The organism is Streptococcus sp. HF-1907, from assembly GCF_015594605.1.
In the GTDB taxonomy this organism is placed as follows: Bacteria; Bacillota; Bacilli; order Lactobacillales; family Streptococcaceae; genus Streptococcus.
Map to the genome: position 1 here is coordinate 122,880 of NZ_JADNQT010000001.1, position 17,134 is coordinate 140,013.

The window sequence follows — 17,134 nt, forward strand, 5'->3', positions numbered from 1 at the left end:
TAAAAATCAATCAAAATTGATTGGTTCCCCACCAAGAATCCCACCAGAAATATTCTGATGGGATTTTTTTATATTAAATTTTATTCTTCTAATATTTGATGCTTTACAAAATTTCTTAATACCTGATTTTGAAAAAATAGTTCACAGTTATTTTAAAAACAGAGTAAAACCACGTTTTCTCAGGACTAATTTTACTTATTAATATTGCTTTCAAATGTTTGAGTACCTGTCATCTCATTAAATCTGTTAACATCCCCATCAATAGCAATTGTTGCTAGGGTGTACTCTGAATAATAATTTTTACTTTGGTACGAATCAACTAATGATTTTATTAACGGTTGTGAATACCAGTTTAATTTTTCTATATAAAATACTTTAACAAAATATTCTTTATTGTGTATTTTACTTCTCGTTGCTTGTATATTCATGCTTATCTCATATAACAATAAGATGTATTCATAACTTCCCTTTAGACGGTGAATTATGATTATTTTTATCAAAATACATCACAATTACTTATCGTTCAATTTATTTCTCAAGTATTCAGCTAATTTTATAAAAGATGCTGGGGAGTTGGTCAAGTTTGAATATTTTTCATCCTCATATTTTTTAAATATATAATGATCACCGTAGAATCTAACTTCATAAAGATTTTTAACATGAAGAACCCTATCTAAAGTGCCTATACCAGGTTCACTTTTATAATATGATTTAATATTAAATTCATTTAGTTTCTCTTTCAATGCTAATAAATGAATATCAAAGTTTCTTGCTCTAGAATTTTTATTAGGAATTAGAAGCATTTCATCTGGTCTACCTAACCAGTTAGGGGCTTTTAATCTATACTGTGAACGGTTCATTTCATTGAACATTACCTTGTAGTACGAAATAAAAATATATCGCCAATCTTGCTCATCTATACTATTTATGTTTTCATTTATTATCCTCTTATACTCAAACTCTAATGGTTTATTTACATCAATCGAATCTAGTAGTTTTTTAACATATTTATTTTTAGAAGAAAATAATCGTTTTAAACTTGGTGTACTTGAACTTTCATTAGGATCATCTTGGCAAAGTGTTTTATAGCTATCTACATTTAATGTATAGTCTCCAAAAGAAAGCAAAGCCGTTCTTAACAATATACCTTCTTTAGGTTCCTTATCTTCAAACATAGTACTTATCTTATCCCAATAAGAACTTATTTTCGAGTATTTATCAGCTGTAGAATCTGTATCTTCAAAATAAAAGCTACTTCTAATTTGTCCACCAAAATAAACATGATTTTCCGCATTAAATATCACTTCTGATTGAGATGGATCTTCTAAAATTAATTTCGCCTTATCTATCTCTTCGTTAACCTGTTCTGTACTAAAACCTGTAATTCTATTATTTTGAGCCAAATAATAGATAAGGTCTGAAACATGGTTAATTTGCTCATTTATACCTCGAATTGCTCTTTCGTAAGGTTGTTGATAATCTATTTCAGAGTTATCTGTTAAGTTTCTAAAAATACGATACCAACTCTCAAACTTATCATCTAATATTTTTCCCGAATGAAGTAAATACAAAGAGATGAAGTGAAAATAGACTCTATCTTTTAAGCTCTTATTTATGATAGCTTTTTCCAAAACTTGTGATACTTTTGAGTTCACATTTTCCGTTAAAAAGTCAAGTACGCTTGCAATCAATTCTATATTTTCTAACTTAATATCTTCAAATACAATATTAGTTGTCCAATTTTCACGTTGAGAATAATCTAGTGAATCTAAGTTATTAATCAGTGCAATTTCAAATAAATTTAAAAAAATTATATCAAATCGATTTTTATCAAATCTCCAAATAGTATCAGTCCATTTTGTATCAAGCTTAAGTGCTATATCGTTTGCTAACTTAGTGTCTATCTCATGTACTCTTGAAATAAATCTTGCTTTAAAATTTTCAAAATCAGTTAGAGGACGTCCTCTAGAGTTCAATTTAATGTATAGTTCATCCTCTGACCCTAAGTCTTCAATATCAAGGAAATTGAAAGCAACTCTATAATTTGTTTCTGATGTTAATACCTCTGAATAGTTGTATTGAAAATCAAAAAAATCAGTTATCCCATCTAAGGTTACTAGTGCACCTTGAATAGTAGGATCTAATATCCACGAATCTGCAAACCATGCTGCATCTTTTATTATTTCAGACGGTTTCTCTTCGAGTTGAAAAATTGATTTTCTGTATTCAAATAAACTAGTGAAAAATTGCTTGGACGAATCTCTTGTTTCATAGGAAAAATTGCTAAGAAAATCACAAGTATCACTATCTCTAAAGGCAAAAAGATATACTAAAAACAAAGTTGTAAGTCGCTGCTGACCATCTAATGGTATAAAATTCCTATTATGCGATTTCCCATAAATAAAATTAAGGTCTAAGGTCGGCACTTCACTGTTAATTAAAGCAGTATTTATATCAATTAATAATTGTTTTCTGACTTCGGTAGTTCTTAAATCTTTCCTACCCTGCGCATAATCACGTTGAATTAGTGGAATTACAATGCGATAACTTTCTAAAAGAGACTTTAAGTCATATTTATCATCAATCATACTCATATTTTCTCCCCGTCATTGCCAAAGAATTTATTAAATTCAAGCTTCATGGCCTTAATGTAGTCAGTTTTATCATTGTCTGACCAAACCTCAAAATTTTCAATTTCATCACTATACACTTTCAAAAATATATTTCTAGTACAAACTGGAACAAAACGACCTTTAGCATCCACATCTATAATAATTTTCCTTTTTTGTTCAAATGGACTATCTCGATATGAGCGATTTGTTTTAGCGTCTAGTAAAGTTAGATTCCCTAAGCCATCATCAGATTCTGCCGTTTCATCAGCTGTAGCATGAATATGCTCAATATCCCACTTTTGAGTTTTATAAATATCAAACGGAAAACGATACTGTTTCTCACTTTTATTTATCAAAGTAACTAAGTTAAATAGCAGTAATACATTTTTAATTCTTTTATTTCCGTATACTAATTCGCCTAGCGAATCAATTTCAGGAATAGTATCAAAGGCTAATTTTTTTAACTCATCAAAAGCTTCTGATTTTTTCTTGTCTCTTGTCGCCTTAAATACTTTATCTAGATTTTTACTATCTAAAGAAAGCAGATAACCAATTAAATGATATTTATCTAAATCTAAGTACCAATTATTTAATTCTTCAAATTGTTTTTGAACTTTTGACCAAAAATCTGATATAAACTCTGATTTATTTTCAATCCCCTTATATTGTTCATATAACGAATAAAAGGTGGAGTATTTGTCAACTTTGTCCCCTTCAGAATTTTCATGTATAACTAAATTGAAAAGAAAATCTATTTTTGTATCATAAACTTCATTATTAGTCAAAAACTGCCAAAAAGAATCCTGTTGAAGTCTATGTTCTATTTGATTCCATGCAATAGATCGATGTATTCTATCGCTCTCTTCTCCGTTTTTATAATTATTTTTGTCGAGTATCAAAGCTTTAATCAGTTCAGCATTTGTTAACGGTATTTTACCAATATTAACTTTGGTAAAAATCTTTATAGGGTCTTCAGATTCATCAATTTCATACCAAATAAAAAATACATTTTCTGTAAGAACCTTGTAAATATCATTCAAAGCATTATTTGAGTTTATTTCTTCGCGATCAAGCCATTTATCTATTGCTTCAAATGCTTTACTAATGTGACTAGCATCGATGTCCATATTTTCGATTTCTTCATAAGTATCAAAATTTAAATTCTTTAAATAGTTTCCACTATGTTTTCGGGTTTCGTACTCTAAATCAAAAAAATCATATTGATTAGTTCTTCTACGACCATTGTTGAATTCAGCAGACATAAATTTAAGAAATATATATATACTAGTCAGCCTTTGCTGTCCATCAACAACATCGTAAGTGCTATCAGCAACTTTTTTTACGATTAATGGTTGTAGACAATATTTATACTCAGTGTTATGATTATAAAAATCGTCTAATAAAGTTGTAACCTCATGCTCAGTCCACCTATAGCCTCTTTGATATGATGGAACGTTGAACTTAAGACCTCTTAAATCTTCAATTTTCTTCTCTGAAATACCCATTTTAATCACCTATTCATTTGTTTTCGCTTTTAAATACTAAAAACTTTTATTATAAAATAAAAAGTTAACAAAATATCAAATTAAAGATATTATTCTATTTTTAGTCAATATAATTTCCTCGCATTTTTTTAATGGGATTTTTTACATCATCAATTAACGATTGAGGAGAAAATACCGTTAGAGCTGCCACTTGATTCAACAGCCACCTCCTCAGCCCTAATGTATCTTGACTTATAAATTCAATAATATTACCAGTTGACGTTTTTTCAATAATTTTTACTAATTGAAATTAATCAACAACAATTGCTGGACCATTGACGAATAAAACTCCAATATTTAACTCTTTTCGTATGAATGGAGCTACACGTTTATTACGGATTCCTCCATCACGGAATTTCCTTCATATGAGAAAGAAGGTTTTTCTTTTTTAGATTCTACCCAACTAAGTATTCTATCTAATTTTAAAGTCATACAAGAAGAAGGGAGCTAATATATCCCCTCTTTATAGATAAAATGTCCCACCATCCTATCCAAAATATCTATCCACCAATTTCTGAATCCTACCTTCTTTGGCAGCAGGGATGGTATCTTCTAAAACAAAGTTCTTTCTACTGATATCTTGAGAGAGATTTCCAAAGATAAAATTAGTGGAAATGTTATAGATAATCTCTGAAGGCGCAAATCCATAAACTTGATTTTCTAGGATATGTTTTAAGCGGTCTTCAGGATTTGGAAAGGCATCTTTCAGGCCTTCGCTATTGTATAGCCGCTTGACAAGTTCTGCAATATAGAGACCTGACTTCATGTATAAATCAATAGGCTCCCGTCACCCTACTCGGAGTAATGCGATCACTTGGAGCAAATCCATTTCCCAACAATTCATAAGAATGTGTCGCCCAAACAATATTTTTCTTGGTCGTTCGATCTTTTAAAAGAATTTTTAATAAGTCAGCAGACTCCATAGCCAACTGTTCTTCACTGATATCTATTGCCATAAAGCAACCTTTCTTCTTATTGATTGGAATTTCTAAAAAAATGACTACTTTTCATTTATTAATCTACTATATTTTACCACAAAAACACACTGAGATACTCGTCCCAGTGTGTTTATTTCATTCTATTATTCAACAATATAATGATAGAAACCACAATTCACTATTTTACTCTAAATTCACAATTGTATAATCTTCGCTTTGTAGTAATTCCAAGACTTTTTTTACAAATTGCATTGACAACAATCCTTCAATCTTAGAGCCGTGAGTTTTAAAATTTTCGTCGATTTCTTGAATTTCTAATTCTGTATTACTTTCAGCAACTTCCTCAGAAATGGGTGAATGAAAACTATATTCTCCAATTTCGTAATATAAGAAATATAGATATTTTTTTGTTCCTAGATGATAATCAAAAAACTCAATCTCCATAACAAGAAAAAACAACAGATTTTTATCTGTAAGATGGAACTCTACATCTTATTTGAATTGAGTCAACTTGTCATGTTGTAAAATGACTTGGTTATCTTCTTAGCCATCAATTAAGAAGCGCCCTCAGCAAAGGGAAGATACTATATCAGTGAATATAAGCTTAAGTCACTGCACTACTTCAACTTGAATTAAAAAGACCTTAAGATTTTTCTTAAGATCTTCTTTAAAAGTACACAATCTACAATAGAAAGGAAAGAATTATGGCAAAAAAGAAACGTAGTCGTGCTGAACGACGAAAAGCTAAAGAGAAAGCTAAGAAACAACAGATGGATGCTCTAACCACTTTCGAAGGCCGTAAACAATTCGTCCAATCAAAAGGACTAACTAATCTAGTCACGCGCTTTAAAAAAGGGAAAGGTATCAAGCGAAATGAATCCAAAAAAACGGGAGAGGACATTCATTTAATCCATACAGACCGAACCTTACACAATTACGCTGGATCCTGGAGCAGGTTCGCTTCCTTTGTTGCCTCAATAACCACTGCCGAAGATTTAGAAGCTCTTGATGAATCTAATGATATTGAGGGATGGATTGACTTAGTGAATCAATACTTAGAACATTGTAAGAATTCAGGGCTTTCTGCTCCAACCCAGTCAACCTATAAAGCAGCATTAGCTAAAGTCTTAGGTGTATCTTCTACCGCTTTTATTGCAACGGATATTCGATATCGAGCCGACAAAAAGAATAATCGCTTGAAGTCTAATGACGACAGAATGTCTGAAGAAACAAATAATCGCTGGTTTTCAATCGTATCTGCCACTGGGTTACGTAAAAATGAATTAAAAGCTATTACAGGTGATTCTCTACATCAACGTGAGGATGGTCGATACTATCTTAAAATCATTGGTAAAAAGCATAAAACAAAAGGGGCACGAGATCGTTGGGTTCCGATTATTACACGAGATCGACAAGAGTTAGAGATGCTTGTTGAAGAATTTAAACTAGCTGATAAAAAGCGTGTGTTTCAAGTTCCATCTGCTTTAAAACCTCACAAATATCGTGCTGAATACGCAAAACGTCTTTATCTTCTTGTCGCGCGAGATCCCAAAGATATCAAAGATAAAAAAGAAAAAATTTATCTAAGGGGGGAATTAAAAGGAGTTGTCCTTGATAGGAAGGCTTGTTTAATTGTATCTCGTGCTCTCGGACACAATCGACCAGAAGAATTTCAAAAATCCTACGCATATAAGTTAATCGCACAAGCAAACTAATAAGCACTTCTAAAAATAATGGTATAGCTCTCGTTGAAAAAAATTTTTTTAAATAATTTAGTAGGTAATTACCTACTTTTTCCTTCAAAACCTTGTCACTACGCGTTTTTTAAAGCACTCAAAAATTGAGTGTTTTTTTTGTTTTTAAAATTTTTTTCCATTTTTTTCACTTCTTTTCTAAAAAAGCACAATTTTTTGCAAAGTTCCTGGCATACTAATTATATATGAAAAAACAAAGGGGTAAATTGAATTACAAATGCGGTTAAAATAATTTAACTGTTCTTTTACAATATCTAATACTTCTTAGCATATTTCCAAACAAAAATAATAGTAGAAAGGAAACCTTAAAAACTTGAAAAGACAACCTAAAGTTTCTACTGAACAGAAGCATTTAAATGAGAAAGAAATTCAATCTTGTTTTACTTTCATGAATTCCTTTTGGGGCTTTGATTGCATGGATTTCAACTTAGGTGAAAATCTAATTGTTGATATTGAGGAACTGAAAGAATACAGAAAAAAGAATCCTGATAAGGTTAAAAAATTAAATTACAATTCAAATCAGATAGAAGATTTAATTATCCAATCAAGGGAATTCGGAAGACTTGAAATTGGAAAAATTTATAAAAAAGAAAGCAGAGATACTGTTAATTATTGCTTACTACAGCTGAATCATGGAGGTTTAAATTTTGAAACTCTCTCTATTTCAGCAATACGAAAGAAACTAATTGGTAGTTTTTTGGTAGCTAAACAGACAAATTTTATAATGTTTGTTAAAGAGAACATGAAAATAATGTTGATTTATCAGCATTCTCTTTTGTTTCAAATGTACTCATTGATTGTATTATCAATCACTATTAAATCAACTATCCTGAATAGTCAATATCTGACTTTTAGTGAGTGGGAATAGAGAAAAAATAAAAATACAGTAAGCGCGCTAGCTTACTGTATTTTTTTATAAACGTATACGCTTACTGATAGCCTACCCGTTAATTTGTACCACAATCACAAATCATGTTTCGCCATGCGTTCTTCGAAGATGCCATTGACAATTTTGCTTAGTTCATTGGCTACATCAGTAGGCAAGTCTCCTTCTGCTTCAGCTTTTGCATATAGTTCTGGATATTCGCGTGCGATTAGTTTACAGGTTCCGCTTTTAGCGTGTCCTCGAAATAAACGTGGCACTCTTTCTAAGTATTCTGGTTTTACCAAAGCCATAATTTTGTCATTCGCTGCCATTACTTATCCCTCACTCTCTTTAGTGATTCCATCATACCACTTTTCCACTAAAAAAGCACTCGCGAGAGTGCTTTAGCGCTAACCATTTTCCTAAACTTTACCTGTTAGCATGGCAAATAGGAAGAAGAAAGCAAATCCAAATAGGTAAATCAAACCTAAGATTGAAAGGTTTTTGAGCCAACCTGAAATGCGATGCTCTTTGTTGTTTACCAACGAATAGTTAAGGTAAGCAAAGATTGGTGTGGTTAGAAAGGAAGCAATCATGGCAAAACGAAGCATGGTTGCAACATTTCCTGAAAATAGGTAGACAATCACGATACCAATAACAGATGTCACCGTCATCCAGATGTTAAGTGAGCGTTGTGATGACTCTGACTTGCCAAGTAAAATGCGGAGTGTTTCGTCATTTGCGCGTGAGTAACCATCGATAACCGTAATAACCGTACCAAAGATACAAAGGAAGGCGATAAAGGCAATAAGGAGACGTGACCAATCACCGAATGATTTAGCATACATACCGATAAATTGTGAAATATAAGCTGCGCTAGCTCCTTGAACCTTCTCACCAGAACCAAATTGAATAAGTGCGCCTAAAGCCAAGAAAATGAAGGCTAGAATAGCTGTACCAATGTAACCGACGTTGAAGTCAAAAAGTCCGTCAAGATAGGAAATTTTGACTGTCTTACGCTTTTCAACAGTCCACATTGAGTTAATAGCAGAAATTTCAATCGGTGCTGGCATCCACCCCATCAATGAAACAATGAATGGAAGAGCAGCCATATTCCAAGGCGATGGTGCTACAAAACCTGGAGCATACGCTTTATGTTTAAACAAGGCGATAATAACAGCCAAGGTCGTCGCCAGGGTTAGGGCAGTCATTACCCATTTTGATAAACCATCTAAGAACTTGTAACCACCGATAAGAAGCATCGCCCATGTGAAGACGATAATCATCGTTGTTAATTGAGCGATTGATAAGCCAAAACCATTTGGAAAGATGTTGAACAAAATAGCTGCCGCTAGGATGCTGACGGCGGCCGTATTGACCATAGCTGAGAAAATATTCATGATGAAGAAAACAATCAAATAAGCCTTTCCTTTTTCACCATAACCCTCAATCAGACTTTTCCCGTTTTGAATCGTGTACTGTGACCCAAAACGAAAAAATGGATACTTGAACAAATTTATCAATAAAACAATAACAGCCAATTGCCAGCCATAAATCGCACCAGCTTGCGTTGAAGAAACAATATGAGAACCACCAACTGCAGCAGAGGCCATCAAGATACCAGGCCCCATTGCTTTAAACTTGGTTTGCCAGGTGGAGGTTTGTTGATCAGTATAACTTTCCATAAAAAAGCTCCTTTTTGTTTGCAATTTTCTGATAATTCAGAAATGTATACTCATTATAGCATCTCGTAAAAATATGTCAACATCATTTCTGGAATTTTTCAAAGATATTTCCATGTTTTCAATGAAAAAACACCGATAAAACTATCGATGTCATTTTTAGTTATTTAGTTGAAAAGCTACTTGCAATTCCATTGAAGAAATCAACGATAGCCTGCCAGATTTTAGCAAAGAATCCTTTACTTGCTGTCAGAGCCTTGTCAGCATTGAAATTCACGTTAATCCCTTTGAAACTTGAGCTAGCTTTTGATACGATACTATCCTTCAAATCATTCAAAGTTGACTTGAAGCTGCTTGAATCAATAATGCTACTCTTTGACAAATTGATGGCAAAATTAACAATTAAGGTAATCTGACTATCCGTCATAGACGATTTCAAACCGTAATTGTCAAGTGTTTCTTCAACAATCTTACGAGCATCTGATTTTGTTAGACTATCTCCTTTATCTGCTACCGCTGATTTTATGTCGGTCAAAGCAACGTTCAATTTATTAGCGTCATAGCCGTCTTTACCATCGTTGGCTTCATTGATGGTCGAGAGGGTACTTAGTTCTTCTTGCGCCAGCTCTTTACTTTCATCAGAGACCATAGCTCCATTTTTTTCCAATGAATAGTAAATACCAGCCAGAGCACTTTCACCAGTTACTGCAATCGGAGATGCTACCGTAATTTTCGCATGCTCAATTCCCAAAGTAACCGCAGCATTTCGATACATATCCTCCGTCACCTTGGTAATATTTTCAGGCGTCACAATATCTACAGTGAGCGTCTCCTTACTACCTAACTTCTGAATCTTAACCGATGAATACAGTTGTAGACTAGAATCATCAGCGACATTCATAATTTTAGCGTAAGCACTTGTCGTCAAAGTTTTAACTGACGTATCCTTGCTACTATCATACCCCAGTAGACTAAGGGTTTGGCTCTGTTGGTCGCTTGACAGCGAATAGCCGAGCACGTAATCAGGTTGCACGTAGGTTTCATCGATTACCTTTTGGACATCTGAAGTCGCTGCCGAAACTGATGTAGCTCCCGCTGCAAACATTGATATGGCCGCTAAACCTGCTACCATCCATTTTTTAATAGACATAATAATCCTCTTTTCAATTAACCTTATCCTACTTTTCTTAAATACCTATTATAGCATTTTCGAGAAAATCAAGCTTGAAAAAAACTTACTCATGTAATTCTAGGGGTAAACCATCTGGGTCAAAGAAAAAAGTCATCTTCTTACCTGTGAAATCATCAAAACGAACCGGCTCAACAAAAATTCCCATATCTTCCAGTTCCTGTTTAACAGCGTCGACATCTTCAACATAAAATGCTAAATGTCTTAGGCCACAAGCCTCTCGTGGCCATTCGGGTCTACCAATTCGTTTAGGCGGAGCTTGATAGTCAGGATCAGATAACTTATTTCCAAAGATTTCCAGTTCGATAGAACCACATCTCAAGTCTAATTTATAATCATGACGTTCTGGACGATGATTTTCACGTATTATTTCAAACCCTAGTTTATCAACATAAAATTCCCGTGAATTATTGTAATCTGATACAATAATCGCCACATGGTGAATAACATTTAAATTCATTTTATCTCCTAAAAAGACTGGCAATAGATACCAGCCTAAAATCTTATAAGTTCATTTGATTGTAAGACGCATTGAAGGCATCGAGAATGGTCTGACTAGCTTTATCAAATTCAGTCGTAGATTCTAATTCTGCGTGAACAATGATACGTCCAGTAGCTTCAAGATCATTACAAGTAACAAGGGTCAACTGACTTTTGCCCGGCTCATCATCAATCACTTCAGAATGCTCAGGAGTAACCGTTACAATGTCATTGATGACATAAGTATAGACCCTTTCTTTATCTGTAAGATAAATTTTCATACCATTCTTGGCACGGTCAAGCGGTGAAAAGAGCATTTCTGAAGACCCTGAGATTCCAAATACGTGGTGACTGGCCAAGGCGTAATTATTTTCGCCCCCCATAACTTGATTTTCCTTCATCGTACCAGCACCGTAGCTGATAGCTGTGTTATCTAGGCCTTTGAAAATTGGTAGGTTAATACCAACATCTGGAATAGCAATACCACCAATAACCGGCAACTTTTGAGCATCCATCTGTGCTGACAAAACCGACTCTGTACTAATCGATTTCACCGATGAAAAATCATAAGTAGCTGACGCTGTTTCATTCTTCTTAATTTCTTCTTTAGAAACCTTAGAAATCTGATATTTGTTTGAATTGTAGCCGATAATAAAATTTCGGATAGATTTATTAAAAATCAATGCCAATCCGGCGACAATCATCGCAAGGATAATCAACCCTCGTAAGAATCCTAAAAACTTACGTACTTTAGATTTAGATGCCATCTAGTTGTCTTCCTCTACCTCTTCTTGCTCCTCTTTTTCAACAAGAGCAAAAGTAACAATTTTCGCATCAGCATCTAAGCGCATCACTTTAACACCCATAGTTGACCGACCAGTCTGAGAAATATTAGCGACATCTGTTCGAATAATAACACCAGTATCTGTAATGACCATCAAGTCTTCATCCCCCGTGACTGTCACCAAACCTGCCAAAGGTCCGTTTTTCTCCGTGATATTAGCCGTTTTGATTCCCTTACCACCACGACCTTTTGTTGGATATTCCGTTGCACTGGTGCGTTTACCGTAACCATTTTCTGTGATGATAAGCACCTCTTGATCATCAGTGATACGGGAAGCTCCGACTACTCGGTCACCTTCGCGTAGATTGACACCACGCACACCTGATGCTGTGCGCCCCATATTACGTACCACTTCAACTTTAAAACGAACTGAATAACCAGTTTTCGTGCCAATGATAATGTCATCTGTTTCACTAGCTAAAAGAACATTTATCAATTCATCATCTTCTTTAAGATTAATAGCACGAAGTCCATTTTGGCGGATATTGGCAAATTCGCTGGCGCTGGTACGTTTAACCAACCCTTTCTTCGTTGTGAAGAAGAAATATTTATCAGTCGCTCCGCCATTTGGCATATTGATAATCGTTTGAATGGTTTCACCGTCGTCCAACTTCAATAAGTTAACGATTGGCAAACCTTTTGCTGTACGCCCATACTCAGGAATTTCATAAGCTTTCAGACGATATGCTCGACCTTGGTTTGTGAAGAAAAGCACCGTATCGTGTGTGCTGGTGGAAACCAGTTCACGGACAAAGTCATCATCATTGACACCAGTCCCCTGGACACCGCGTCCGCCACGTTTCTGAGCACGAAATTCATCCTGAGCAAGTCGTTTAATATAACCTTTATTTGACAAAGTAATAAGGACATCTTCTTCTTCAATAAGATCCTCATCTTCAAGAGACAAGACTTCACCGACCATCAACTCAGTACGACGGGGATCAGCATATTTACGTTTGATTTCATCCATTTCGTCCTTGATGATTGTGATAACACGCTCTGGTTTAGCTAAAATATCCGCCAAATCAGCAATTAAAGCAAGCAAATCATTATACTCAGCTTGAATTTTATCGCGTTCCAATCCTGTCAAGCGACGCAAACGCATATCCAAAATAGCCTGGCTTTGACGTTCCGATAACTCAAAACGAGCCATCAATTCTGCCTGGGCAATCGTGTCTGTTTCACTATTTCGGATGATAGCAATCACTTCATCTAAATGATCAAGAGCAATCAGTAAGCCTTCCAAAATGTGGGCGCGAGCTTCTGCTTTTGCCTTATCAAACTGTGTTCTGCGAACAATGACTTCTTTTTGGTGGGCAATGTAATTATCAATAATTTGACGAAGCGACAAAATCTTTGGCACACCATTTTCAATGGCCAACATATTAAAGCTAAAGTTAGTCTGCAAGCTGGTCAATCTGAAAAGATTATTAAGAATCACATTTGCCGATGCATCACGACGAACCTCGATAACAAACCGAACACCTTCTCGGCTAGACTCATCACGAACAGCAGTAATCCCTTCAACACGTTTTTCCTGTGCTAATCGAACAATGTGTTCATGAACCTTCGTCTTATTAACACCATAAGGAAACTCAGTAACAATAATACGTTCACGTCCGCTTTTGGTTGTTTCAATTTCTGTACGAGAACGAAGAACAATAGAACCTTTACCCGTTTCATAAGCGCGATGAATACCTGAACGCCCCATAACCAAAGCACCAGTTGGAAAGTCTGGTCCAGGGATGACTTCCATCAGTTCGCGCGTTGTCACCTCTGGATTATCCATGACTAATTTGACTGCGTCAATAGATTCTCCCAAGTTATGTGGAGGAATATTGGTTGCCATACCAACAGCAATCCCTGTAGCCCCATTTACCAGAAGGTTAGGGAAACGTGCTGGTAGCACCAATGGTTCACGTTCAGATCCATCATAGTTATCTTGAAAATCAACCGTATTTTTGTTGATATCGCGCAGCATTTCTAGCGCAATCTTACTCATACGTGCTTCAGTGTAACGTTGCGCGGCAGCACCATCACCATCCATAGAACCAAAGTTTCCATGACCATCAACTAACATATGACGATATGACCACCATTGAGCCATACGAACCATAGCTTCATAAATTGATGAATCTCCATGTGGATGATACTTACCCATAACATCACCGGTGATACGTGCTGATTTTTTATGTGGTTTATCGGGCGTAACTCCTAATTCATTCATTCCGTAAAGGATACGGCGATGTACTGGTTTCAACCCATCTCTGACGTCTGGCAATGCACGAGCAACGATAACACTCATCGCATAGTCGATGAAACTTGTTTTCATTTCACTCGTCAGATTAACATCCACTAAATTTTTATCTTGCATTAAAAAATGCCCCTTTTCTAGACTTATCTTCTTTCTATTATACCATAATCATGCTAAAATCACTATCAAAAGCCATGAGATTGCTGGTTTTGCAAATAAATCGGACAACTACTTTTTACGACCCTGTACCACGTTTTTATTACTTTTTTCGCTTATTCATTAGGTAATTTTTAAGAATAATACTTTGAGTAACAAAGGAATTTTAGTTTTGATAGCGCTTTTTTATTTTCTGTTATATTTTTCACTAATTTACACATTTCTCTAGTGACATTATGTGGTTAAAGTGCTAAAATATAATTGTATGGGTATAAACCCGAATAAAATTAAGGAGATGTTTAGACATGACTGCAACTAAACAACACAAAAAAGTCATCCTTGTTGGTGACGGTGCCGTAGGTTCATCTTACGCTTTCGCACTTGTAAACCAAGGTATCGCTCAAGAACTTGGTATCATCGAAATTCCACAATTGTTCGAAAAAGCTGTTGGTGATGCGCTTGACCTTAGCCACGCGCTTGCTTTCACTTCACCTAAAAAAATCTATGCAGCTAAATATGAAGACTGTGCTGATGCTGACCTTGTAGTTATCACTGCTGGTGCTCCTCAAAAACCAGGTGAAACTCGTCTTGATCTTGTTGGTAAAAACCTTGCAATCAACAAATCAATCGTTACTCAAGTTGTTGAATCAGGATTCAACGGTATCTTCCTTGTAGCAGCTAACCCAGTAGACGTATTGACATACTCTACATGGAAGTTCTCAGGATTCCCTAAAGAACGCGTTATCGGTTCAGGTACTTCACTTGACTCAGCTCGTTTCCGTCAAGCACTTGCTGAAAAATTGGATGTTGATGCTCGTTCCGTTCACGCCTACATCATGGGTGAACACGGAGATTCTGAGTTTGCGGTTTGGTCACACGCTAACATCGCTGGTGTAAACCTTGAAGAATTCCTTAAAGATACTCAAAACGTTCAAGAAGCTGAATTGATTGAATTGTTCGAAGGTGTTCGTGATGCAGCTTACACAATCATCAACAAAAAAGGTGCAACATACTACGGTATCGCAGTAGCCCTTGCTCGTATCACTAAAGCAATCCTTGACGATGAAAACGCAGTACTTCCAGTTTCAGTATTCCAAGAAGGTCAATACGGAGTTGAAAACGTCTTTATCGGTCAACCAGCTGTTGTTGGTGCACATGGTATCGTCCGTCCAGTAAATATCCCATTGAACGACGCAGAAACTCAAAAAATGCAAGCATCTGCTAAAGAATTGCAAGCTATCATTAACGAAGCATGGAAAAACCCTGACTTCCAAGCAGCTTCAAAAAACTAATTAGCATAAATGGTTAGTCAAGAGAACCAAGTCTTAGTGGCCTGGTTCTTTTTTCACTTATATAAAATAAAGTGTATGTCAATAATCTGCACATACACTTTATTTCTAATTTTTATTCTTTAGCACTTAAAGCTGCCATTGTAATGTAGTTATATGGTTTATTAAAATGAGGCAAGAAGAAAATATCAGTAAGAGCAAGTTTCTCGATTGTTACTTTTTCTTGAATAGCAAGCGAGAACATATGAATACCCATTGAAATATTTTCATAAGATACCATCTGACAACCTAAAATAACACGACTATCCTTATCGTAAACAATCTTGATAGCCACTTCATGGTTATTGTGTTTGATAAATTCTGGTTTTTGTAGGTCGTTAAATCCTGTTTCAACGGCGTTATATCTAGCTTGCTTAGCTTTTTCTAAAGTCAAACCTGTTGAAACCATATTAAGACCATAGATTGAAATTCCGTTTGACCCTTGAACTCCTGCTCCTTCAAGCTCAGTTCCACAAGCATTATGAGCGGCAACAATACCTGTACGAACAGCATTCGAAGCCAAGGCAATATAATTCACATCGTCACGTGAATTGTCATAAATCGTCGCACAGTCACCGATAGCATAAACATCCTTCATACTTGTTTCCTGTTTTTTATTAACAACCCAAGCACCATTTCGGAATGTTTCCAAACGTCCTTTACCGAGAGCTGTGTTAGGACGGAAACCTACACACATGATAACCATATCAACATCAAAAGTTTCCTTATCGGTTACCAAACGTTCAACTTTTCCATCACCTTCAACCGCTTGAACGGCTTGTCCGAAGGCAAGACGAATACCATGGTCTTCGAGATTTTTATTCATCATGTCCGTGAAATCACGATCATAGTATCCGCCCATACAAGTATCAGCAACATCGACCAGAGTTACTTCTTTGCCTTTTCGTTGGAAGGCTTCCGCTAATTCAACACCGATATAGCCTGCACCAACTACTGCAACACGATCAATACCTGTTTTTTCCAATCGATGAATTACATCTTCTGCATTTTGGTACAATTTCACAAATTGAAGATTTTCTAAAGTTGCCTTAAATTCACGCGAACCTTCTTGAATTTCAACACCTTTTATCGGAGGTACAATTGGCTGTGAACCAGTTGCTAGAATCAATTTTTCATAAGATTCAACATGTTCTTTACCATCTACCAAAGCAGTTACTTCTTTTTGATCAAAATCAATATCAAGAACAGGTGAATTCATATAAACAGTAGCGCCCATACTTTCTAATTCTTCTTTATCAGAATAGAAAAGCCCATCTGCGCCATCAATTTGCTCACCAATCCAAAGTGCCATACCACAGCCTAAAAATGAAATATTTGAGTTTTGATCAAATGTAACAATTTCATTTTCTGAACCGTAGTTACTAAGCATAGTTTTTATAGCCGCAGTACCTGCATGGTTAGTTCCTACAACAACAATTTTACTCATCTAAGTATCCTCTTTTCAAATATTTAATAACTTAACATAGT

General features: G+C 35.3%; 14 protein-coding genes and 2 pseudogenes. 3 read left to right on the forward strand and 13 right to left on the reverse strand.

From position 1 onward, the window contains the following. Positions 1-191 precede the first annotated feature (191 nt). The 6 genes and pseudogenes from IYQ92_RS00625 to IYQ92_RS00650 all read right to left on the reverse strand — a co-directional run bounded on the left by IYQ92_RS00625 (position 192) and on the right by IYQ92_RS00650 (position 5,553). Positions 192-428 (reverse strand): hypothetical protein, encoded by a 237-nt coding sequence (locus IYQ92_RS00625; protein WP_195674836.1) that lies wholly within the window; start codon positions 426-428, stop codon positions 192-194. Between the two features lie 84 nt (positions 429-512). After that, entirely contained in the window at positions 513-2,588 is a 2,076-nt protein-coding gene (locus tag IYQ92_RS00630) for a DUF262 domain-containing protein (protein ID WP_195674837.1), read from the reverse strand. A 2-nt stretch (positions 2,589-2,590) separates the two neighbouring features. Continuing rightward, the gene (locus tag IYQ92_RS00635; protein WP_195674838.1) at positions 2,591-4,117 is read right to left on the reverse strand and encodes a DUF262 domain-containing protein; all 1,527 of its coding nucleotides are present in this window, start codon (positions 4,115-4,117) and stop codon (positions 2,591-2,593) included. Positions 4,118-4,643: 526 nt separating this feature from the next. Next, positions 4,644-4,934 (reverse strand): annotated as a pseudogene (locus tag IYQ92_RS00640) (hypothetical protein); the annotation flags it as partial. Continuing rightward, positions 4,933-5,112: pseudogene (locus tag IYQ92_RS00645) on the reverse strand (restriction endonuclease); the annotation flags it as partial. The pseudogenes IYQ92_RS00640 and IYQ92_RS00645, both read right to left, overlap by 2 nt. A gap of 165 nt (positions 5,113-5,277) precedes the next feature. Further along, the gene (locus tag IYQ92_RS00650; protein WP_229311251.1) at positions 5,278-5,553 is read right to left on the reverse strand and encodes a hypothetical protein; all 276 of its coding nucleotides are present in this window, start codon (positions 5,551-5,553) and stop codon (positions 5,278-5,280) included. A gap of 245 nt (positions 5,554-5,798) precedes the next feature. Between IYQ92_RS00650 and IYQ92_RS00655 the strand changes: the two genes are divergently transcribed. Together IYQ92_RS00655 and IYQ92_RS00660 are read left to right on the forward strand one after the other, a co-directional pair. Then, positions 5,799-6,809 carry a site-specific integrase gene (locus tag IYQ92_RS00655; RefSeq protein ID WP_195674840.1) on the forward strand — a complete coding sequence of 337 codons (1,011 nt, stop codon included), beginning with the start codon at positions 5,799-5,801 and terminating at the stop codon, positions 6,807-6,809. A 352-nt stretch (positions 6,810-7,161) separates the two neighbouring features. Continuing rightward, a complete protein-coding gene (locus tag IYQ92_RS00660; RefSeq protein WP_229311252.1) occupies positions 7,162-7,716 on the forward strand; it encodes a hypothetical protein in 555 nt (184 codons plus the stop codon). Positions 7,717-7,811: 95 nt separating this feature from the next. Here IYQ92_RS00660 and IYQ92_RS00665 read toward each other — a convergent pair whose 3' ends face one another. The 6 genes from IYQ92_RS00665 to gyrA all read right to left on the reverse strand — a co-directional run bounded on the left by IYQ92_RS00665 (position 7,812) and on the right by gyrA (position 14,282). After that, positions 7,812-8,045 carry a hypothetical protein gene (locus IYQ92_RS00665; RefSeq protein WP_195674841.1) on the reverse strand — a complete coding sequence of 78 codons (234 nt, stop codon included), beginning with the start codon at positions 8,043-8,045 and terminating at the stop codon, positions 7,812-7,814. Between the two features lie 90 nt (positions 8,046-8,135). After that, entirely contained in the window at positions 8,136-9,398 is a 1,263-nt protein-coding gene (locus tag IYQ92_RS00670; RefSeq protein WP_195674842.1) for an NRAMP family divalent metal transporter, read from the reverse strand. Between the two features lie 160 nt (positions 9,399-9,558). Beyond that, a complete protein-coding gene (locus IYQ92_RS00675) occupies positions 9,559-10,500 on the reverse strand; it encodes a DUF1002 domain-containing protein (protein ID WP_420705735.1) in 942 nt (313 codons plus the stop codon). A 130-nt stretch (positions 10,501-10,630) separates the two neighbouring features. After that, positions 10,631-11,044, reverse strand: a complete 414-nt coding sequence (locus tag IYQ92_RS00680) for a VOC family protein (RefSeq protein WP_195674844.1) — start codon at positions 11,042-11,044, stop codon at positions 10,631-10,633. 43 nt (positions 11,045-11,087) lie between these two features. Then, on the reverse strand, positions 11,088-11,831 hold the full coding sequence (locus IYQ92_RS00685; RefSeq protein WP_195674845.1) for a class A sortase: 744 nt from the start codon (positions 11,829-11,831) through the stop codon (positions 11,088-11,090). Beyond that, the gene (gene gyrA, locus IYQ92_RS00690; RefSeq protein WP_195674846.1) at positions 11,832-14,282 is read right to left on the reverse strand and encodes a DNA gyrase subunit A; all 2,451 of its coding nucleotides are present in this window, start codon (positions 14,280-14,282) and stop codon (positions 11,832-11,834) included. Positions 14,283-14,623: 341 nt separating this feature from the next. Here gyrA and IYQ92_RS00695 point away from each other — a divergent pair, with 341 nt between their 5' ends. Next, on the forward strand, positions 14,624-15,610 hold the full coding sequence (locus IYQ92_RS00695) for an L-lactate dehydrogenase (RefSeq protein WP_195674847.1): 987 nt from the start codon (positions 14,624-14,626) through the stop codon (positions 15,608-15,610). Between the two features lie 112 nt (positions 15,611-15,722). Here IYQ92_RS00695 and nox read toward each other — a convergent pair whose 3' ends face one another. Then, positions 15,723-17,093 (reverse strand): H2O-forming NADH oxidase, encoded by a 1,371-nt coding sequence (gene nox / locus IYQ92_RS00700; RefSeq protein ID WP_195674848.1) that lies wholly within the window; start codon positions 17,091-17,093, stop codon positions 15,723-15,725. Positions 17,094-17,134: the final 41 nt, after the last annotated feature.